Source organism: Sphingobium aquiterrae (genome assembly GCF_037154135.1).
Classification (GTDB): Bacteria; Pseudomonadota; Alphaproteobacteria; order Sphingomonadales; family Sphingomonadaceae; genus Sphingobium; species Sphingobium aquiterrae.
In genome coordinates, this window is record NZ_JBANFL010000011.1 from 49,596 (window position 1) to 68,478 (window position 18,883).

The 18,883-nt window shown below is 65.2% G+C and carries 19 protein-coding genes; 15 read left to right on the forward strand and 4 right to left on the reverse strand.

Going from position 1 to position 18,883, the window contains the following annotated elements; all coding sequences use genetic code 11:
• Positions 1–97: 97 nt before the first annotated feature.
• The 3 genes from paoA to paoC are packed head-to-tail and all read left to right on the forward strand — an operon-like array spanning position 98 to position 3,880.
• Positions 98–733: an aldehyde dehydrogenase iron-sulfur subunit PaoA gene (gene paoA, locus WFP78_RS13035; RefSeq protein WP_336962911.1), complete on the forward strand. Its 636-nt coding sequence runs from the start codon at positions 98–100 to the stop codon at positions 731–733.
• Complete coding sequence (locus WFP78_RS13040) at positions 730–1,680, forward strand: FAD binding domain-containing protein (RefSeq protein ID WP_336962914.1); 951 nt, start codon at positions 730–732, stop codon at positions 1,678–1,680. Before paoA ends, WFP78_RS13040 begins: the two co-directional genes overlap by 4 nt.
• Positions 1,681–1,684: 4 nt before the next feature.
• Positions 1,685–3,880, forward strand: a complete 2,196-nt coding sequence (paoC, locus tag WFP78_RS13045; RefSeq protein ID WP_336962917.1) for an aldehyde oxidoreductase molybdenum-binding subunit PaoC — start codon at positions 1,685–1,687, stop codon at positions 3,878–3,880.
• A gap of 78 nt (positions 3,881–3,958) precedes the next feature.
• Here paoC and cueR read toward each other — a convergent pair whose 3' ends face one another.
• Both cueR and WFP78_RS13055 read right to left on the reverse strand, forming a co-directional pair.
• A complete protein-coding gene (gene cueR / locus WFP78_RS13050) occupies positions 3,959–4,354 on the reverse strand; it encodes a Cu(I)-responsive transcriptional regulator (protein WP_336962919.1) in 396 nt (131 codons plus the stop codon).
• Positions 4,351–6,723 (reverse strand): heavy metal translocating P-type ATPase, encoded by a 2,373-nt coding sequence (locus tag WFP78_RS13055; protein ID WP_336962924.1) that lies wholly within the window; start codon positions 6,721–6,723, stop codon positions 4,351–4,353. The genes cueR and WFP78_RS13055 overlap by 4 nt, the downstream gene beginning before the upstream one ends.
• Positions 6,724–6,867: 144 nt before the next feature.
• Here WFP78_RS13055 and WFP78_RS13060 point away from each other — a divergent pair, with 144 nt between their 5' ends.
• From WFP78_RS13060 to WFP78_RS13080, 5 genes are all read left to right on the forward strand, one after another.
• Complete coding sequence (locus WFP78_RS13060) at positions 6,868–7,146, forward strand: hypothetical protein (RefSeq protein WP_336962927.1); 279 nt, start codon at positions 6,868–6,870, stop codon at positions 7,144–7,146.
• On the forward strand, positions 7,143–7,583 hold the full coding sequence (locus WFP78_RS13065; RefSeq protein WP_336962930.1) for a periplasmic heavy metal sensor: 441 nt from the start codon (positions 7,143–7,145) through the stop codon (positions 7,581–7,583). Before WFP78_RS13060 ends, WFP78_RS13065 begins: the two co-directional genes overlap by 4 nt.
• On the forward strand, positions 7,580–8,143 hold the full coding sequence (locus tag WFP78_RS13070; RefSeq protein WP_336962933.1) for an RNA polymerase sigma factor: 564 nt from the start codon (positions 7,580–7,582) through the stop codon (positions 8,141–8,143). The genes WFP78_RS13065 and WFP78_RS13070 overlap by 4 nt, the downstream gene beginning before the upstream one ends.
• A gap of 49 nt (positions 8,144–8,192) precedes the next feature.
• Positions 8,193–10,055, forward strand: coding sequence for a copper resistance system multicopper oxidase (locus tag WFP78_RS13075; protein ID WP_336962936.1), 1,863 nt, complete (start codon positions 8,193–8,195; stop codon positions 10,053–10,055).
• A gap of 77 nt (positions 10,056–10,132) precedes the next feature.
• On the forward strand, positions 10,133–11,230 hold the full coding sequence (locus WFP78_RS13080; RefSeq protein ID WP_419722964.1) for a copper resistance protein B: 1,098 nt from the start codon (positions 10,133–10,135) through the stop codon (positions 11,228–11,230).
• A 27-nt stretch (positions 11,231–11,257) separates the two neighbouring features.
• On the opposite strand, the gene WFP78_RS13085 is transcribed toward WFP78_RS13080, so the two are convergent.
• Positions 11,258–11,590, reverse strand: coding sequence for a PilZ domain-containing protein (locus WFP78_RS13085; RefSeq protein ID WP_336962940.1), 333 nt, complete (start codon positions 11,588–11,590; stop codon positions 11,258–11,260).
• Between the two features lie 228 nt (positions 11,591–11,818).
• The gene (locus WFP78_RS13090; RefSeq protein ID WP_336962942.1) at positions 11,819–12,307 is read right to left on the reverse strand and encodes a hypothetical protein; all 489 of its coding nucleotides are present in this window, start codon (positions 12,305–12,307) and stop codon (positions 11,819–11,821) included.
• Between WFP78_RS13090 and WFP78_RS13095 the strand changes: the two genes are divergently transcribed.
• The 7 genes from WFP78_RS13095 to WFP78_RS13125 all read left to right on the forward strand — a co-directional run bounded on the left by WFP78_RS13095 (position 12,254) and on the right by WFP78_RS13125 (position 18,863).
• The gene (locus WFP78_RS13095) at positions 12,254–12,865 is read left to right on the forward strand and encodes a M48 family metallopeptidase (RefSeq protein ID WP_336962945.1); all 612 of its coding nucleotides are present in this window, start codon (positions 12,254–12,256) and stop codon (positions 12,863–12,865) included. The genes WFP78_RS13090 and WFP78_RS13095 overlap by 54 nt on opposite strands.
• A gap of 445 nt (positions 12,866–13,310) precedes the next feature.
• Positions 13,311–13,922 carry a tyrosine-type recombinase/integrase gene (locus WFP78_RS13100; RefSeq protein ID WP_336962948.1) on the forward strand — a complete coding sequence of 204 codons (612 nt, stop codon included), beginning with the start codon at positions 13,311–13,313 and terminating at the stop codon, positions 13,920–13,922.
• Between the two features lie 196 nt (positions 13,923–14,118).
• Entirely contained in the window at positions 14,119–15,429 is a 1,311-nt protein-coding gene (locus WFP78_RS13105; RefSeq protein ID WP_336962951.1) for an EAL domain-containing protein, read from the forward strand.
• A complete protein-coding gene (locus tag WFP78_RS13110) occupies positions 15,426–15,557 on the forward strand; it encodes a hypothetical protein (protein ID WP_336962954.1) in 132 nt (43 codons plus the stop codon). Before WFP78_RS13105 ends, WFP78_RS13110 begins: the two co-directional genes overlap by 4 nt.
• A 58-nt stretch (positions 15,558–15,615) precedes the next feature.
• On the forward strand, positions 15,616–15,903 hold the full coding sequence (locus WFP78_RS13115; protein WP_336962957.1) for a hypothetical protein: 288 nt from the start codon (positions 15,616–15,618) through the stop codon (positions 15,901–15,903).
• Between the two features lie 114 nt (positions 15,904–16,017).
• Positions 16,018–17,442, forward strand: coding sequence for a sugar transferase (locus WFP78_RS13120; RefSeq protein WP_336962960.1), 1,425 nt, complete (start codon positions 16,018–16,020; stop codon positions 17,440–17,442).
• Positions 17,443–17,597: 155 nt separating this feature from the next.
• The gene (locus tag WFP78_RS13125) at positions 17,598–18,863 is read left to right on the forward strand and encodes a nucleotide sugar dehydrogenase (RefSeq protein ID WP_336962962.1); all 1,266 of its coding nucleotides are present in this window, start codon (positions 17,598–17,600) and stop codon (positions 18,861–18,863) included.
• Positions 18,864–18,883 lie beyond the last annotated feature (20 nt).

The following is an 18,883-nucleotide window of genomic DNA, read 5'->3' on the forward strand; positions in this document are numbered from 1 at the left end:
TCACGGTCGTCACGGTTCATTTCGAAAAGACATGGCGGCAAATGCCGCTCCCTTCGGCTTCATATCGTGGCCGGCCTGACGAAAGAGAGCGACCATCATGAGCAGCATGCCCGAACTTGAGCTATCACGGCGAGAATTGCTCGCGACGGGGGCCGCCGGTGTCGCCGTCGCCACCGTTCCCGTGGCCGAAGCGCAGGCGCCCCGGCAGCAGCCCGACCCGGAAAAAGTGAAGACAAGCTTCGTGGTCAACGGCACCCCGCGGGAGATGGCGCTCGACACGCGCACGACACTGCTCGACGCCCTGCGCGAACATCTCCACCTGACCGGCACGAAAAAGGGCTGCGACCATGGCCAGTGCGGCGCCTGCACGGTGATCGTCGAAGGGCGGCGCATCAACAGCTGCCTGACCCTGGCCGTGATGCATGAAGGCGATGCGATCACCACCATCGAGGGATTGGGCACGCCCGACAACCTACACCCGATGCAGGCGGCCTTCGTCAGGCATGACGGCTATCAGTGCGGCTATTGCACGCCGGGCCAGATCTGCTCGGCCGTGGCGGTGCTGGACGAGATCGCGGCGGGCATCCCCAGCCATGCAAGCGAAAGCCTCACCAGCCGTCCGCAGGCCAGCAATGATGAGATCCGCGAGCGCATGAGCGGCAATATCTGCCGCTGCGGCGCCTATTCCAACATCCTGGAAGCGATCACCGACGTCGCCGGGAGGCGTGCATGAAACCCTTCACCTATGAACGCGCCGGTTCGCCGACCGAGGCGGCGGCCGCCGCCATCCGCACCCAGGGCGCGAAGTTCATCGCCGGCGGCACCAACCTGCTCGACCTGATGAAGCTGCAGATCGAGGCGCCCACGCATCTGATCGACGTCAACGGCCTTGGCTTCGACAGGATCGAGACGACGCCCGAGGGCGGGCTGCGCATCGGCGCGCTGGTGCGCAATACCGATCTTGCCGCGCATCAGCGGGTGCGGCGCGACTATGCGCTGCTCTCCCGCGCACTGCTGGCCGGCGCATCGGGCCAACTGCGCAACAAGGCGACGACGGCGGGCAACCTGCTCCAGCGTACCCGCTGCCCCTATTTCTACGACACCAACCAGCCGTGCAACAAGCGCAAGCCAGGCAGCGGCTGCGCCGCCATCGGCGGGGTCAGCCGGCAACTGGGCGTGATCGGCGTCAGCGATGCCTGCATCGCGACTCATCCCAGCGACATGGCGGTCGCCATGCGCGCGCTCGATGCGCGGGTGGAAACGGTGAAGGCGGACGGCCAGACCCGCGCCATTGCCATCGCCGACTTCTATCGCCTGCCCGGCGACACCCCGCATATCGAAACGGCGCTGGAGGCCGGGGAACTGATTACGGGCGTCACCCTGCCTCCCCCCGTCGGCGGCACCCATGTCTATCACAAGGTGCGGGACCGCGCGTCCTACGCCTTCGCCCTCGTTTCGGTGGGCGCGATCATCCAGCGCGACGGCACGGGGCAGGTCGCCCTGGGCGGCGTTGCCCACAAGCCCTGGCGCATAGAGGCCGCCGAAGCGGACATGCCGCGCGGGGCGAAAGCGGTCACGTCCGCGCTGCTCGCTGGCGCGAAGCCCACCCATGACAATGCATTCAAGCTCAAGCTGGTCGAGCGCACGCTCGGCGCGGCCATGGCGCAGGCAAAGGGATAAGGCGATGAAATTCGATACGCCCGCGACCACCAACCCGATCGACCAGCTGAAGGTCATCGGCAAGCCGTTCGACCGCATCGACGGGCCGCTCAAGACCAGCGGCCTCGCGCCCTATGCCTATGAGCGGCACGATGTGATCGCCAACCAGGCCTATGGGTTCATCGTCGGCGCCGGCATCGCCAAGGGGCGCATCGCCAGCATCAGGCTGGATGCGGCCCGCGCGGCGCCCGGCGTGATCGGGATCGTGACGGCGGCGGAGGCCGGCACGCTCGGAAAGGGCCGGATGAACACCGCCAGATTGCTGGGCGGCCCGGTCATCGAACATTATCATCAGGCCATCGCCATCGTCATCGCCGAGACATTCGAACAGGCGCGCGCCGCGGCGCAGCTTGTCCGCGTCGACTATACGCGCGAAAAGGGCGCGTTCGACCTCAGCCATGCGCTGGACGGCGCCACCGAGCCGGCCGGCGACACGGATATCGCGGTCGGCGATTTCGCCAGCGCCTTTGCGGCCGCCCCCGTGACGCTCGACGCGCATTATACGACGCCGGACCACAGCCATGCGATGATGGAACCCCATGCCTCCATCGCCGCATGGGAAGGCGACAAGCTGACGCTGTGGACATCGAACCAGATGATCGCGTGGAGCGTGGGCGAAGTCGCGACGACGCTGGGCATCCCCAAACAGAATGTGCGGCTGCTCTCGCCCTATATCGGCGGCGGTTTCGGCGGCAAGCTGTTCGTGCGGGCGGATGCCATATTGGCGGCGCTGGGCGCGAAGGCGGTCGGGCGGCCGGTGAAGGTGGCGCTGACCCGCCCCATGATCATGAACAACACCACCCATCGCCCGGCGACCATCCAGCGCATCCGCATCGGCGCATCGCGGGATGGCAGGATCACCGCGATCGGGCATGAAAGCTGGTCCGGCGACCTGCCGGGCGGCGGCCCCGAAACCGCCGTGCAGCAGACCCGCCTGCTCTATGCCGGGGCCAACCGGATGATCCGCACCCGGCTGGCCGTGCTCGACCTGCCGGAGGGCAATGCGATGCGCGCGCCCGGCGAAGCGCCGGGCCTGATGGCGCTGGAGATCGCCATGGACGAGATGGCGGAAAAGCTGGGCATGGACCCCATCGCCTTCCGCATCCTCAACGACACGCAGGTCGACCCGGAAAAGCCCGGCCGGCCCTTTTCCCAGCGCCAGCTGATCCAGTGCCTGCAACAGGGGGCGGAGCGCTTCGGCTGGAACAAGCGGGCGGCGCAGCCCGGCCGCGTGCGCGATGGCCGCTGGCTGGTCGGCATGGGGGTCGCGGCGGCCATCCGCAACAACCTGCTGATGAAATCGGCGGCGCGGGTCAGGCTGAACAGCGGCGGCATCGTCACGGTGGAAACCGACATGACCGACATCGGCACCGGCACCTATACGATCATCGCCCAGACCGCCGCCGAGATGATGGGCCTGCCGATCGACAGGATCGTCGTGACGCTGGGGGATTCCAGTTTCCCGGTCTCCGCCGGGTCCGGCGGCCAATGGGGGGCGAACAACGCCACCGCCGGCGTCTATGCCGCCTGCGTCAAGCTGCGCGATGCGGTAGCGGCCAGGCTCGGCTTCAATCCCGCCGATGCGGCATTTTCCGACGGGGAGGTGCGTTCGGGCAACCGCCGCGCGAAGCTTGCCGACGCGGCGCGGGATGGCGAGCTGGTGGCCGAAGACCTCATCGAATATGGCGACCTGGGCAAGACCTATCAGCAATCGACATTCGGGGCGCATTTCGTGGAAGCGGCCGTGGACGCCGCGACCGGAGAGATCCGCGTCCGCCGCATGCTGGCCGTCTGCGCGGCGGGGCGTATCCTCAATCCCAAATCGGCGCGCAGCCAGGTCATCGGCGCGATGACCATGGGGGTCGGCGCGGCGTTGATGGAGGAACTGGCGGTCGACAAGCGCTTCGGCTTCTTCGTGAACCACGACCTTGCCGGATATGAAGTGCCGGTCCACGCCGACATCCCGCATCAGGAGGTGATCTTCCTCGATGAAACCGACCCCATCTCGTCACCGATGAAGGCGAAGGGCGTGGGCGAGCTGGGCATATGCGGGGTGGCCGCGGCGGTCGCCAATGCGATCTACAATGCGACGGGCGTGCGGGTGCGCGAATATCCGGTCACGCTGGACAAGCTGCTCGCCGGGATGCCGGACTATGCCTGAAGGGCTGGGCTGAGGGCATGTCCGGGGTTTCCGGGCGCCACTCGGGGAATGACGGGCGACGACGGCGCCGGCGATCGCTCATGCCGGGCTGCGCGCGATCCCGTCGATGATCGGGCAATCGGGCCGGCTGTCGCCATGGCATTGCCGCGCCAGTTGCAGCAGGGTCGCGCGCATCCGCTCCAGCCGTTCCGCCTTGCGATGCAGTTCCTCCGCCCGCGCCAGCGCCAGCGCCTTCACGTCCGCGCTCGACCGGTTCCGGTCGGCCCAGAGCGAGAGCAGTTCGCGGATCTCCTCGATGGGAAAGCCCAGATCGCGCGCATTGGCGATGAAGCTCAGGCGGTGCAGATCGGCATCGGCATAATCGCGGAAGGTGCCGTTGCGGCGCGGCGGCGCCGGGATGAGGCCGATCTTCTCATAATGGCGGATCATCCGCTGCGACACGCCCGCGCGCGCCGCGATCTCCCCGATGTTCATCCCCGTCCCCCCAGATCGACCAGCCGCAGGCGCAAGGCGTTGGTGATGACGCTGACCGAGGACAGCGCCATGGCCGCCGCCGCGATGGCGGGCGAGAGCATCCACCCGAAGGCGGGATAGAGCGCGCCCGCCGCAATCGGCACGCCCGCGACATTATAGGCAAAGGCGAACAGCAGGTTCTGCCGGATATTGCGCATCACCGCCCGCGACAACCGGCGCGCCCGCACGATGCCGTTCAGATCGCCCTGAAGCAGCGTGACCCCCGCGCTTTCGATCGCGACGTCGGCGCCTGCCCCCATCGCGATCCCCACTTCGGCGGAGGCGAGAGCGGGCGCATCGTTGACGCCGTCGCCGGCCATCGCGACGCTGCGCCCCTCGCGCCGCAGACGCTGCACGACGCTCGCCTTGTCCTCCGGCAGCACCTCCGCCTCGACCGCGTCGATGCCGAGCCGGGTCGCCACGGCCTGCGCGGTCGTGCGATTGTCGCCGGTCATCATGACGATGCGGATGCCCTCCGCCTTGAGCGCCCGGACCGCTTCGGCGGAGGTCGCCTTGATGGGATCGGCTATGCCCAGCATCCCGGCCAGTGCCCCGTCGATCCCGCAGAAGATCGCGGTCGCCCCTTCGGCGCGGATCGCTTCGGCGACGGCATCGAGCGCGCTTGTGTCGATATGCCGTTCGGCCATGAAGCGCGGCCCGCCGAGCAGGATATGCTTGCCCGTCACGATCCCGGTGATACCGCGCCCGACCGGCGAATCGAAATCGCGCGCCTGCTCAAGGGCAAGGCCCCTGCCTTGCGCGGCGCGCAGGATGGCGTCCGCCAGCGGATGCTCGCTGCCCCGTTCCAGGCTGGCGGCCAAGCGCAGCAATTCATCCTCTTCCATGCCGCCGACCGTGCGGATGGCCGTCACCGCCGGGCGCCCCTCTGTCAGCGTGCCGGTCTTGTCGACCACCAGCGTGTCGATCTTCTCCAGCCGCTCCAGCGCCTCGGCATTCTTGATGAGCACGCCTGCCTGCGCGCCGCGCCCGACGCCGACCATGATCGACATCGGCGTCGCCAGCCCCAACGCACAGGGACAGGCGATGATGAGCACCGAGACGGCAGCGACCAGCGCATAGGCAAGGCGCGGATCGGGCCCGAACAGCGCCCATGCCGCCGCCGCGACCAGCGCGACGCCGACGACCGCCGGCACGAACCAGCCGGAAACCTGATCGGCCATGCGCTGGATCGGCGCGCGGCTGCGCTGCGCCTGCGCCACCATCTGGACGATGCGCGCGAGCAGGGTGTCGCTGCCCACCTTCTGCGCGGTCATGACGAAGCTGCCCGTGCGGTTCAGCGATCCGGCGATGACGGCTGCGCCCGTCTCCTTCGTCACCGGCATGGATTCGCCGGTCACGAGGGATTCGTCGATCGACACCCGGCCTTCCAGGATGACGCCGTCGACCGGGATCTTTTCGCCGGGGCGCACCCGCAGCCGGTCGCCCACGGCGATCAGGTCGAGCGTCACTTCCTCATCGCTGCCGTCGGGCGTGATCCGCCGGGCGGTCTTGGGCGCGAGGTCGAGCAGTGCCTTGATCGCGCCCGATGTCCGCTCCCGCGCGCGCAGTTCCAGCACCTGCCCCAGCAGGACGAGTACGGTGATGACGGCCGCCGCCTCGAAATAAACCGGCACCGTTCCCATCGCGTCGCGGAAGGCCGGCGGAAAGGCGCCCGGCATGAAATGCGCCGCCAGGCTGTAGAGATAGGCGACGCCGACCCCCATCGCGATCAGCGTGAACATGTTGAGGTGGCGTGATTTGAGCGAGGCCCATCCGCGCACGAAGAAGGGCCAGCCCGCCCACAGCACCACCGGCGTCGCGAGCACGAACTGGACCCAGTTGGACAGACGGTGCCCGATGGGCATGCGATGGCCGAGCAGGTGCCCGCCCATTTCCAGCACGAACACCGGCAGCGCCAGCGCCAGCGCGACCCAGAAGCGCCGGGTCATGTCCGCCAGCTCGGGATTGGGGCCGCTCTGCGCCGACACCGTTTCGGGCTCCAGCGCCATGCCGCAGATCGGGCAGGAGCCCGGCCCCGGTTGCCGGATGTCCGGATGCATCGGACAGGTATAGATGACATGGGCGCCGCCGGCGGGGACCGAGGCAGCCTGGGCCGGGGTGAGATAGCGCGCGGGATCGGCGATGAATTTCGCGCGGCAGCCGGCGCTGCAGAAATGATAGTCATGGCCCGCATGAACGGCATGATGCTCTGTCATGGCCGGATCGACCGTCATGCCGCACACCGGGTCCGTCACAACCGGCGCCCCGGGCACAGGCCCTGCGCCATGATGTCCGGCATGATGCGCGTCCTGATGATCCGATATTGCCATGGCGATTCTCCTTGCACGCACCGCCATCTGGGGTCTGACACCATGTCAGGGTCAATAGGTAAAGGCACCAATGATCGCGCAAGAAATGATTGAGGGGTTGGCCGATGGGCCGCGTATGATGTCAAAAGCGTCCGGAGGAGCAGAATGATGGACATCGACAGCAGCCTTGCACGCCTGCGCGCGCTTCCGGTTGACCCGCGTCTCGCCGATATCGACGCGGCGGTGCTTGACGGACTGGGCAAGCACGCCCTGTCGGGCTCGGGGCCGTCCACCGCGATCATCGGCATGGCGGCGGCGCTGGCGCTGCTGACCGGCATTGCCGGTGCCGCCATGCCCGACGGACGGGATCGTGCCGCCAGCCTCTTCCCGCTCGGCGCGCCCGCGGCGCTCGCCCCGTCGACCCTGCTGGCAAGCGCGCAATGAACGGCCGCTCCCGGTTGATCGTCATGGCGCTGGTCGCCTTTGGCGCGGCGCTGGCCGGCGTGCTCGTCGGCCGCACTGTCATCGCCCCCGCCCCGCCGGTGGAAAGCGAACTGCATCAATTGCTGCACGACCGGCTCGCCCTGGATACCGATCAGGAACGCCGGATCACCGCCATCGAAACGCGCTTTGCCGTCGAGAAGCGGGCGCTTGAGCTGGAACTGCGCGCGGACAATGCTCGCCTCGCCAGGGCGATCCAGCAGGAGCATGGCTATGGCCCGCAGGTGAGCGCGGCCATCGACCGCTCGCACAAGGCGATGGGCGAACTGCAAAGGGCGACGCTCGCCCATGTCTTCGCCATGCGCGGGGTGCTCCGCCCCGAACAGGCGCGCACATTCGACGATGCGGTGGTCAAGGCGCTGACCGTCCCGGAAAAATGAGCCTGGACCTTGCCGACTGTTCCGATGGCGAGCTTGCCGCGCTGGCGCTTGGCGGGCGGCAGGCCGCCTATGGCGAACTGATGCGCCGGCACCGGGAGGCGGTCTTTCGCCTGGCGCGCCTGCACACCGCCAATGACGACGCCGCGCTCGACATCACCCAGCAGAGCTTCATCGCGGCCTTCGCGGCGCTGGAACGCTTCGACCGGTCGCGCCCCATGCGCCACTGGCTGGCGCGGATCGCCCTCAACAAATGCAGGGACTGGGCGCGGCGGCGCAAGGTGCGCGCGCTGTTCGCCTTTGCCGTGCCCCTTGACGAGGCGCCGGAAGCGGCGGACCCGTCGACCGACATCGAGCGCGCGGCCAGCGATCGGTCGGAACTCGCCCATGTCCTCAAGGCGGTCAACCGGCTGCCCGCCGGGTTGCGCGACGTCATCGTCCTGCGCGCCATCGAGGGCTGGCCCCAGGCAGAGGCCGCCGCCGTCCTGGGCATCAGCGAAAAGGCGGTCGAAACGCGCCTCTATCGCGCCCGGCAAAAATTGCAGGATATTTTGAGGGGCTGACGCGGCGCCCGCGTATGGGTGCATGACGGATCAAGCACGGGGCATGTTCATGAATTCTGGTTCCAATCGCGACAGGCGCATGGATCGCCGCACGCTGCTGCGCGGGGCCGGGTTCGCCGGTGGCGGGCTCGCGCTCTCGGCATGGATGCCCGGCTGGGCACAGCCGGTCTCGCGCGGGATCGCAAGGGCCATGCCCGCACTGTCCGGCCCCGAACTTTCCGGCGACTCCATCGCCCTTCAGGTCGCCCATGCCATGGTGAATGTCGACGGGCGGCAGGCGCATGCCGTCGCCCTGAACGGCACGGTGCCCGCTCCCCTGCTCCGCCTGCGCGAGGGGCAGACGGTGCGGATCACGGTGGACAACAGGCTGGAGGAGGAAAGCTCGATCCACTGGCACGGGCTGCTGCTGCCGTTCCAGATGGACGGGGTGCCGGGCCTGAGCTTCCCCGGCATCAAGCCGCGCTCGTCTTTCACCTATGAATTTCCGCTGATCCAGTCGGGCACCTATTGGTATCACAGCCATTCTGGGCTGCAGGAGGCGATGGGGCTTTATGGCCCGATCGTCATCGACCCGAAGGATGCCGATCCCATCGCCAGCGATCGCGAGCATGTGGTGATGCTCTCCGACCACAGCGCCGTCCATCCGCACCGGCTCTTCACCAAGCTCAAGCAGGAGCCGGGCTATTACAACCGGCAGAAGCAGACATTGTCCGGCCTGCTGGAGGGCAAGGACCAGCCGCTTGCCGAACGCCTGCAATGGGGCGCGATGCGCATGGACGCGACCGACATCCTGGACGTGACCGGCGCCGCCTACACCTATGTCGTCAACGGCCATGGCCCGCGGGACAACTGGACCGCGCTATTCAGGCCGGGCGAACGCGTGCGGCTGCGCTTCATCAATGCCGCCGCCATGACCATCTTCAACATCCGCATCCCCGGTCTGCGGATGACGATCGTCGCGGCGGACGGCCACCCCGTCCGCCCGGTCGAGGTCGACGAGTTCCAGATGACCATCGCGGAGACCTATGACGTGATCGTCACCCCGCAGGACGATCGCGCCTATAGCATCGTCGGCGAGGCGGCCGACCGCTCCGGCATGGCGCGGGCAACACTGGCCCCGCGCGAGGGCATGGCGGCGCAAGTGCCGCCGCTGCGGACCCGCCCCGTCCTCGACATGAAGGACATGGGCATGGGGGACATGGCGATGGGCGACGGCGGGGCGACGGACCATGGCGCGATGCCCATGGGCGATGCCACGGCCACGCCCGACATGGCCGGGATGGACATGCCCGGGATGAACCATGGCAGCATGGATCATGGCGCCACGAATCAGGAATCGGCCAACATGTCCGGCCATTCCATGAAGATGCGCGATGGCGCCAATGCGCCGGCCGTCACCCTTGGCCCCGGCGTGCAGAGCATCGCCCCGATGCCGATCGACCGCACCGGCGAGCCCGGCGTCGGCCTGTCCGATGTGGGACACAAGGTGCTGGTCTATCGCGATCTCGTGGCGCTGGATCGCAACCCGGACGTGCGCGGGCCGGCACGCGAGGTCGAGCTGCACCTGACCGGCAATATGGAACGCTATATGTGGTCGTTCGACGGCAAGACACTCTCGGAAGCCAGGGTGCCGATCCCGATCCGCACCGGAGAGCGGGTCCGTATGACGCTCATCAACGATACGATGATGAACCACCCCATCCACCTGCACGGCCATATGTTCGAGCTGGTGACGGGGCATGGCGACCATTCGCCCCGCAAGCACACCGTCAACGTGCCGCCGGGTGGCAAGCTGAGCTTCGACATGACCGGCATCCATGGCGACTGGGCCTTTCACTGCCACATGCTGTTCCACATGCACGCGGGCATGATGCGCATCGTGCAGGTCCGCGATGCGGGAGCGGCAGCATGAGCCGCCTGTCGCTGCCGGACCTGTCGCTGCCGGGCCTGTCGCTGCCAGGCTTGGCCCTGCTGGCCGTGTCGCCCCTGATGCTCGCCGCCCCGCTCCGGGCGCAGACCGTGGACCATGGCGCGCATCAGGGCCACGACATGGGCACGATGCAGATGCCCGCCAGTCCTGCGCCCAGCCCCGATCCGCAACCCAGTCCACGGGCCGGTCAACAGGCCGATCAACAGCCCGATCCGCATGCCGGGCACCGGATGGACACGAGCGAAGAGAGCAACGCCCATAAGGGCCATGCCATGCCGGGCATGGACGGCATGCCCATGGACCATGACATGAAAGCCATGAACGGGATGCCGATGGATCATGCCATGCCCGGCATGGCGCATCCCGCACCACCCGCCCCGCAGGAGCCCGCCGGCCCTTTGGGAACCGATCTGGGGCCCGGCAATGCCGCCCCGCCGCCCATCGCGCAGGATCGCCCGGCGGATCGCTATTTCGATCCGGCGGCCATGGCCGATGCCCAGGCCATGCTGCTGGGCGAACATGGCGGCATGACCTTCTACAGACTGTTGTTCAACCTGGCCGAATATCAGGCGCGCAAGGGCGGCGACGGCTATCGCTGGGATGCCGACGCCTGGATCGGCGGCGATATCGACCGGCTTGCCCTGAAGTCCGAAGGCGAAGGCGGTTTCGGGGGCGCCATGGACCATGCCGAGGTGCAGGCGCTCTGGTCCCGCGCGCTCGATCCTTACTGGAACCTGCAGGCTGGCGTGCGGCAGGATTTCGGCACCGGGCCGGATCGCACCTATGCGACAGTCGGCGTGGAAGGTCTGGCGCCCTACTGGTTCGATCTGGGCGCGGCGGCCTTCCTTTCCACCAAAGGCGACGTGCTGGGTCGCATTTCGGGCCATGTCGATCAGCGCATCACCCAGTCGATCGTCCTGCAACCCCGTGTCGAAGCCAATTTCGCCGTGCAGGATGTGCCGGAGAACCGGATCGGCGCCGGGCTCTCCAGTCTCGAAACGGGGCTGCGCCTGCGCTATGAGGTGGTCCGGGAATTCGCACCCTATGTCGGCATATCCTGGGAGCGCCGCTTCGGGCACAGCGCCGACATGGCCCGCGCCGCCGGCGACAGCCCGGAAACGACAAGCCTTGTCGCGGGTGTGAGGTTCTGGTTCTGAAAGCCCCCGGAGGCCCCGGGGGCCCGATCAACCTGCCGCCGGACCAGCCTGGGCGATAGCAGCCCTGTACCGTTCAAGGTCGATAGACGTCTGGAACTTCACGCCTGCGCTGGCGCGCTTGAGACGCACGACCCGCCCCATGACGGCGCCGAGCCCGGGCAGCGTTGCGATGATGATGTCATCCACGGTCAAAAGCCCGAAATGATCGACAAGCATGCCCGACGAGGAGATATTGTGGAGCGTGGTGCGGAACGCCCCCACCGTCGGGCCGGAGATTTCGATCTTGCATAAAGAGGCATTACGATGCGCGCGAACCATGAAGGCCTGCCGTTGCAGGGGGCGCGGGATATTCCGGGGCATCTGTCTATCCAGCCAATGAAAAACATATATCGACAACGCCTGACGACAATATCAATGCGCAACGCGACACGTCCGGCATTGCTGGGGAATTAGGCATGCATATCGCTCTCCATTTCCTTCAAAACGCTAATGGCATGCATATGCATGATTTTCGCCCGTGGGCAAAAGGCCTTCGATGAACGCCCGTCTCCCATGGCATGAGCTGCCCCGATGCCCTCTGACCACGCATCAATGCTGAACAGCGCCCGGCCCCGCAGCCTGGGGGGCTGCGCCTATCGTCTCGCTGTGCTGCTGCTTGTGGGCCCGATCCCGGGCACTGTCCAGGCGCAAGCACCCGCCGCGGCACAGATGGAAGCCATCCGCGCCGCGGACATCAGGGTCGCCGCCGTCGGTGAACGCCTTGCCATCGCCAATCGCGCGCTCTGCACCCGGACAACCTATCGGACCGGCCTGCTGCTCCACGACCGCCGCCAATATGCCGATGCTGTGCAGGATGCGGCACGCAGCGTCTTTCGCTTTGACCGCGATATCGCCGTCGAGGCCGTCGTCCCCGGCAGCCCGGCGGACCGGGCCGGCATTCACCGGAACAGCGCCCTTCTCGCCGTGGACGGCATTCCCGTCGAGGCCCTCGTCAAGGCGGGATCGGGCGATCCCTTCGCGCGGATGGACATGATCCTGGATGAAATCGAGCGGCGAAGTGCCGATGGCATCCTGCATGTCGATCTTCTTGAAGACGGGACGGTGCATCGGCGGGAGATCGCGGCGGAAAATGGCTGTGCCGGCCGCTTCCAGATCGTGCTCGAAGGGGCGTTGAATGCCTATTCCGATGGGGAATATATCCAGATCGACGGCAGGATGGTCGATTTCGCGCAGGATGACATCGCACTCGCCGCCATTCTCGCGCATGAACTGGCCCATGATATTCTCGATCATCGCCAAAGACTGAATGCCGCCGGCGTCGATCGAAGCCTCTTCGGCGGCATTGGCCACAACGCCGCGAAAATCCGCGCGACGGAAGCCGAGGCGGACAGGCTTTCCCTGTACCTCATGGCCAATGCCGGCCTCGACCCGGCCGCGGGCATCGCATTTTGGGCGCGCCTCGGCCGGAAAGCCGGTGCCAAGATCCTGCCGGATGAAACGCATGGAAGCAGCAAGACCCGCCTCGCCATGCTGCAGAAGGAACTGGCGGCCCTAAAACAACTGCGTGAAGAAACGCCCTCGGGTCAATTACTGATCCCGACTTTTGCCCACCCCCCATTTCCTCCCCTGCGCTGATAATTTCCAAAACACACTCTTGCGCCGAAGATTCAAAACACAATCCTCACGGCGATCTGCGGCAAAACGCCCTTTTTCCCGCACCCTCCGTAAAAACCCGAATAGGGCTAACCCATATTGCGACAGCCGGCGTGTCGCGGGATAATTACGCTAACGATAAAAGGGTCATTATAGTTAATGATCCGATGTGGAGGGATGGATGCAGCGCACAAATCGCGCCTTTTTGGAATTACCTCGTCCGATATGACGGTAATTTAACGCGCTCTTCAGGTTTAATTCAATATAACTAGGTTAACTCGAAAATCCATGCGGTATTTTCGGATAAAGTGACTTATAATTAACTTTGATACAATTTACCCAATTTTGTATCAACCTCGCTCGTTACGAAAGTATACAGCCCGGTCGCTAATAAGATATACACGAATAGAGATTGAAGGAATTTCCCATGGAATGGTCAATGTATAATGACTATGGAGAAAGAAAATATCTAACATTGGATGAGTTTGAAGAATTCATGAACTGTGCATCCAAGGAAAATGACGATGTTAAATCGTTTTGTTATGCTGTTGCAATTTCAGGATGCAGAATTTCTGAGGCACTTTCACTTTCATCTAGAAGTATAGATTTTTCTGATGGTCATTTGATCGTTGATACATTGAAGAAGCGGGAGCGGCGACTCTTCCGTGCGGTGCCCTTGCCGACCTGGATGTTGACGCTGCTCGACGAGCAGATTCAGGCGGGCATTTTGTTGCCGCAGCAGCTGTGGCCATGGTCCCGGATGACGGGCTACCGCCGCATTTGCGAGGTGATGACGGCGGCTGGTATATTCGGCGCCCATGCCTGCCCAAAGGGTTTGAGGCACTCCTTTGCCGTCCGGGCCATCCAATCGGGCGCGCCGCTCAACCTTGTCCAGCGTTGGCTTGGGCATGCGGATATCAAGACGACAGCCATCTATACGAATGTCATGGGGCCTGAAGAAAGGGCCATCGCGTCAAGGATGTGGAGTAAATATCAGCCATCGAAGAGTAATTCCAGCGTGCTTCAGGCCGCGTTCTGAATGCATGACTGTGCCGGCTCCGACCCAGGATCAGCAAAAGATCGTAGATTACGAAAAACTGTTCCATTTTGAAACAAATGGAAATTTACCATTCTTTTTACGAGCAAGAATCCGAAATGCCGTTGCTCGCTGATACAAAATTGGGTAAACAGTCTCACGTCGGCGCCAGATGGCCCGCCGAGATGGGGATTGTTGCATGGCACAAACGGTCGAAATGGCGAGCAAATCCGCGCCTCCGGGCGCGGCTTCGTCTTCATCGCGGACCCCGGAAACCGATCGCCCGGCGCATGCCCGTTTCACATTCCGGGTCGAAAATTATTTACATATCGCTGCTGTTTATGGCCGGGTGGTTGCCGACACGCTGCTCGACGAGGTGGGTCAGCTGCTGGCCGCCTCGCTGGGCGAGAACGGCATCATCCGCGCCGATCGATTGGCCGGCGGTTTCACGATCAGCAACGCATATCGCTGCAGTGCACATCATGTCGGCCAGCAGCTTGCGCACGACCTCAAGGCTTTCTGCACCGCAACAACCAGCCGTGCGTTTCGCTGCGCCGGGCACAGGCTGCACCCGATTCTTTCATGGTCGCGGCTGTCGCTGGACGGCGAACTTTTCTCCATGCCCACAGAGCAGCTCGGCTTTGGCGGCGACGCCGTTCGCCATGAAGGAGACTGGGTCGCCCGATATCGCCGCGACATGGAGTTGGCGGCGGGCCTGCTGGCGGATATCGCCGAAGACCGGCTCTTCCTGCAGTGGCAGCCCATCGCGCCGGCGGGTGGCGATTTCGGTGCCCTTTTCCATGAGGCCATACCCTGCCGCATGAATGCCCGCGACGGCAGCGCATCACCCCTGCATGAGGTCGAGGCCGCCGAGCGCGTCGGCCTTGTCCGGATATTCGACCGCTGGTCGGTTAGCCAGGCGATGCGCCGCCTTGATGCCGGCGCATTCCCGCAACTGGGGGTCTGCATCTCCGCACAGAGCGCAGTCGTGGATGGCTGGTGGACGGATATCCTCGCTCATCTGCGCCGCTATCCCGATCAGGCGCAGCGGCTGACGCTGGTGATTTCCGGCGCGACGCCATTTCCATCCATCAACGATGCGCTGAAATTCGTGCGCCAGCTGCGCACGCTGGGATGCCGGATCGCCCTGGACGGCTTTGGCGTAGGCTTTTCGTCATTGCGGCATCTGCTGGCGCTGTCGCCCGACATGGTCAGGATCGACGGTCTTTTCGTCCATTGGGCGGAACAGTCCGCGCGCGACGCGTCGATGCTGCATCACGCGGTTCAACTGGCCGGCGCGACCGGCGCGACGGTCGTCGTCAACGGCATCGCCACCAAGCGGCAGCATGCCCTGGCCATCGAAGCCGGCGCGCGCTGGCTTCAGGGAGAATTTGTCGGCCGGTCCGGCTTGGGCTTCTCCCGCTTTTCCCAGGCGCGCCACCACCCGCAAGCGGCGGCGAGCGAACATCACCACCACCCTGAGCCTTCTTACCGGAGTGCATCATTGTGAAATGGACCGACCAATATGAGCTGCACGGCGCAGAATTCATGCACGGCATGCTCTGGGCCATCATGGTCAGCGCCGGCGCATTTGCAGTCATCGCACTGATCATAATGACTTTTTTATTATTTCAATAATGAAAATCACCTGGAGAGGTTCACGAGAGGCGAACGTCCATAGACATGGAGAACTGTGATGTTGAAGCAATCATTTCTTTTCAAGGCAGGGACGATAGCGTCCCTTATTTCCCTAGCCGTGGCGGCACCCGCCATGGCCGCGCAAAAGGCATCCGATCAGGCCGGCACCCGGATCGGCAATAATGTGGGCGTCCGGACGGGCGCAACGGCGGACCGGGCACAGCGCAGCAAGGCGCTGGGCGGGGCTTCGCTGGGGCTGCTCCTGCTTGGCGCGGCGGCGGCGGCCACGGCCGTCGTCGTGATTGCGGACGACAATAACGACGAACCGGCAAGCCCCGGGTCCTGATCGCCCGGCTCCTGACCGCATAAATCCGCTGCGCTGCTCGCCGGCAGCCTGTTATCGACTTGGACGTCGGCCTCGGCCGGCACGCAGGCAGCGGATATTTCCTGGAGAAGCAGCGTGCCAGCCTCTCAAGCTGAACTCACATTTTTGCCCGTGCCGCCCGTCGTCCTTGAACGACCGGTCGCGCCAGGCACGCGTCGGCGGGAACGCAAGCGCTTTGCCGCGCATATGCAGCTTCGGCTGATCGACGTCATCGGCATGGCCTGTGGCTATGGCATCGTGCTTTTGATGCCGGTGGATGCAAGGCAGCAGACGGTCGACATCCGTGTGCTGGCCGCGCTTGTCGCCGTATACCTGCTGGTCGCCAGCAATTTCCGCGCCTATGCGATGGATGTGTTTCAGGGCAGCAAGGCCGGCGTCGGCAGGGCGATCCTCTCCTTCCTCATTCCCGTCAACCTCATCGGCCTGCTCGCGATGCAGCTGGGCGCCAGTTCCGCCCTTGTCGAGGGACTGCTCCTGCGCATGTCGCCCGCCCTGTGCCTGGGGCTTGTCGCCGCGCGCGTGCTCTTCGCCTTTCATGCCTCCAGCCGGCGGCGGCGCGGGCTGGACGACTGGCCGGTCACGCTGATCCTCTCCGACGACGCAGACGACATCCCGATGCCGGCGGGCGCGACCGTCATCAACGCGGCGAAATATGGCCTGAGGCCCGACATCGCCGATCCCGATGCGCTGGACGCGCTGGGCAATATCGTCAGCGGCGCGGACCGCGTGATCGTCGCCTGCCCGGCCGACCGGCGCGCGAACTGGTCGATGGCGCTCAAGGGCGCCAATGTCGACGCGGAAATCATCACGGCGGAAATCGCTGCCCTTGGCCCCGTGGGCGCAGGCAGCTTCTTCGGCCATACGACCATCAAGGTATCGACCGGCCCGCTTGCCCTTCGGGATCGCGCCCTCAAGCGACTGTTCGATATCGTCGTGGGGACAGCCGCGCTTCTGTGCCTTGCCCCCATCATGCTGGCAACGGCAATCGCCGTGCGGCTCGACAGCCCCGGTCCGGTCTTCTTCAAACAGAAGCGGATCGGCCGGGGCAATCGCATCTTCTACATGCACAAGTTCCGCAGCATGCATGTCGCGCGGCAGGATGCCGACGGCAGCCGCCTGACAACCGGCAAGAATGACGACCGCGTCACCCGTGTCGGCCGCTTCATCCGGGCGACCAGCATCGACGAGCTGCCACAGCTGATCGACGTGATCCGCGGGGACATGAGCATCGTCGGCCCCCGCCCCCATGCCCTGGGCGCAAAGGCGGGCGACACGCTCTACTGGCATGTGGACCCGCGCTACTGGCATCGCCATGCGGTGAAGCCGGGCATGACCGGCCTTGCCCAGGTGCGCGGCTTTCGGGGAACCACATTCACCCATTCCGACCTGACCGACCGGCTGCAGGCCGATCTGGAATATCTGTCAGGCTGGACGCTGCTCCGCGATCTCATGATCACGGCGCTGACCGTGAAGGTCCTTGTCGGGAGCAAGACCTTCTAGCCCGCCATAACAGAACAAGACGACCGCTCCCCCAGGGGAAGCGCGCCGGAGATGTCGGCGATGCTTCCCCGCCCCCTTTCCACCCCGGCCCTGCCGTTCACGCGCTCATTTTGCGCGGCGGCGGTCTGCGGCCCGAGACGATGAGGAATATACCCATGCAGATCGCCATTTACGGACTTGGCTATGTCGGACTGACAGCCGCCGCCTGCCTCGCCAAATCGGGACACAAGGTCATCGGCATCGAAGTGAGCGAGGCGAAGGTCGCCGAACTCAAGGCCGGCGGCTGCCCGATCAGCGAACCGGGCCTGCAGGAACTGCTGCGCGAAGGCATCGCGAACGACCGCTTCGACGTGATGCAGAGCGCGGGCAGCGTCATCAACGAATGCGACATGGCCATCGTCTGCGTCGGCACGCCCAGCGGCCCCGACGGATCGCACAACATGACCTATATCAGCGAGGTCAGCCGGCAGATCGCCGCCGCCGTCAGCACCAACCGGCCGCAGCCGCTGACTGTCGTCTATCGCTCCACCATCCGCCCCGGCACGGTCGAGGAACTGATCACCCCGATTTTCGAGGCGGAGCTGAACGGTCGCTTCGCCGACGCGGTGGAGCTGGTCTACAACCCGGAATTCCTGCGCGAGGCGACCGCCATCCGCGACTATTTCAACCCGCCCAAGATCGTCATCGGCACCGCCGACGGCGCGCCTTCGCGCAATATGGACGCGATGTACGCGGGCATCGACGCCCCGATCTTCTACACCCGCTATCGCGAGTCCGAATTCACGAAGTTCGTCGACAACACCTGGCACGCGGTGAAGGTCGCCTTCGCCAACGAGATCGGCCGGACCTCGGTGAAGCTCGGGATCAGCGCGCGCAAGGTGCATGAGATTTTCGTGTCCGACACGAAACTCAACATCTCGCCCTATTATATGCGGCCGGGCGGCGCCTTTGGCGGGTCGTGCCTGCCCAAGGACGTGCGCGCGCTCCAATATATCGCCGCCGATGTGGGCGCGCATACCGTGCTGGTCGACTCCCTGCTGCGCTCGAACGACAGTCACAAATATTTCCTGTTCGAGCATGTGACGCAGGATATCGCACCGGGCGCCCGCGTGCTGATGGCCGGCCTTTCGTTCAAGGCCGACAGCGACGATCTGCGCGAAAGCGCCAATGTCGACCTTGCCCGCAAGCTGCTGGAGGCGGGCTATCGCCTGTCCGTCTATGATCCCAGCCTGATCCCCACCAAGCTGATGGGCGCCAATCTCGGCTATGCCTACAGCCAGCTCCCCGCCCTCAACCAGCTGTTCGTGACACGCGAGGCGGCCGAGGCGGAGGAATGGGATCTGGCGGTGGATTCCATCGGCATCCTCGACACGCTCGCCGTGAAGGCCGGCCGCAAGGTCAGCACCAACACGCTGCCCTGAAGCCCCCGAGCCGCGCCGTG

What these genes read in the sequence shown, in the direction of transcription:
- paoA (WP_336962911.1), top strand. Translation starts at nt 98, where the DNA reads ATGAGCAGCATGCCCGAACTTGAGCTATCACGGCGAGAATTGCTCGCG.
- WFP78_RS13040 (WP_336962914.1), top strand. Translation starts at nt 730, where the DNA reads ATGAAACCCTTCACCTATGAACGCGCCGGTTCGCCGACCGAGGCGGCG.
- paoC (WP_336962917.1), top strand. Translation starts at nt 1,685, where the DNA reads ATGAAATTCGATACGCCCGCGACCACCAACCCGATCGACCAGCTGAAG.
- cueR (WP_336962919.1), bottom strand. Translation starts at nt 4,354, where the DNA reads ATGAACATCGGGGAGATCGCGGCGCGCGCGGGCGTGTCGCAGCGGATG.
- WFP78_RS13055 (WP_336962924.1), bottom strand. Translation starts at nt 6,723, where the DNA reads ATGGCAATATCGGATCATCAGGACGCGCATCATGCCGGACATCATGGC.
- WFP78_RS13060 (WP_336962927.1), top strand. Translation starts at nt 6,868, where the DNA reads ATGATGGACATCGACAGCAGCCTTGCACGCCTGCGCGCGCTTCCGGTT.
- WFP78_RS13065 (WP_336962930.1), top strand. Translation starts at nt 7,143, where the DNA reads ATGAACGGCCGCTCCCGGTTGATCGTCATGGCGCTGGTCGCCTTTGGC.
- WFP78_RS13070 (WP_336962933.1), top strand. Translation starts at nt 7,580, where the DNA reads ATGAGCCTGGACCTTGCCGACTGTTCCGATGGCGAGCTTGCCGCGCTG.
- WFP78_RS13075 (WP_336962936.1), top strand. Translation starts at nt 8,193, where the DNA reads ATGAATTCTGGTTCCAATCGCGACAGGCGCATGGATCGCCGCACGCTG.
- WFP78_RS13080 (WP_419722964.1), top strand. Translation starts at nt 10,133, where the DNA reads ATGCTCGCCGCCCCGCTCCGGGCGCAGACCGTGGACCATGGCGCGCAT.
- WFP78_RS13085 (WP_336962940.1), bottom strand. Translation starts at nt 11,590, where the DNA reads ATGCCCCGGAATATCCCGCGCCCCCTGCAACGGCAGGCCTTCATGGTT.
- WFP78_RS13095 (WP_336962945.1), top strand. Translation starts at nt 12,254, where the DNA reads ATGGACATGATCCTGGATGAAATCGAGCGGCGAAGTGCCGATGGCATC.
- WFP78_RS13090 (WP_336962942.1), bottom strand. Translation starts at nt 12,307, where the DNA reads ATGCAGGATGCCATCGGCACTTCGCCGCTCGATTTCATCCAGGATCAT.
- WFP78_RS13100 (WP_336962948.1), top strand. Translation starts at nt 13,311, where the DNA reads ATGGAATGGTCAATGTATAATGACTATGGAGAAAGAAAATATCTAACA.
- WFP78_RS13105 (WP_336962951.1), top strand. Translation starts at nt 14,119, where the DNA reads ATGGCACAAACGGTCGAAATGGCGAGCAAATCCGCGCCTCCGGGCGCG.
- WFP78_RS13115 (WP_336962957.1), top strand. Translation starts at nt 15,616, where the DNA reads ATGTTGAAGCAATCATTTCTTTTCAAGGCAGGGACGATAGCGTCCCTT.
- WFP78_RS13125 (WP_336962962.1), top strand. Translation starts at nt 17,598, where the DNA reads ATGCAGATCGCCATTTACGGACTTGGCTATGTCGGACTGACAGCCGCC.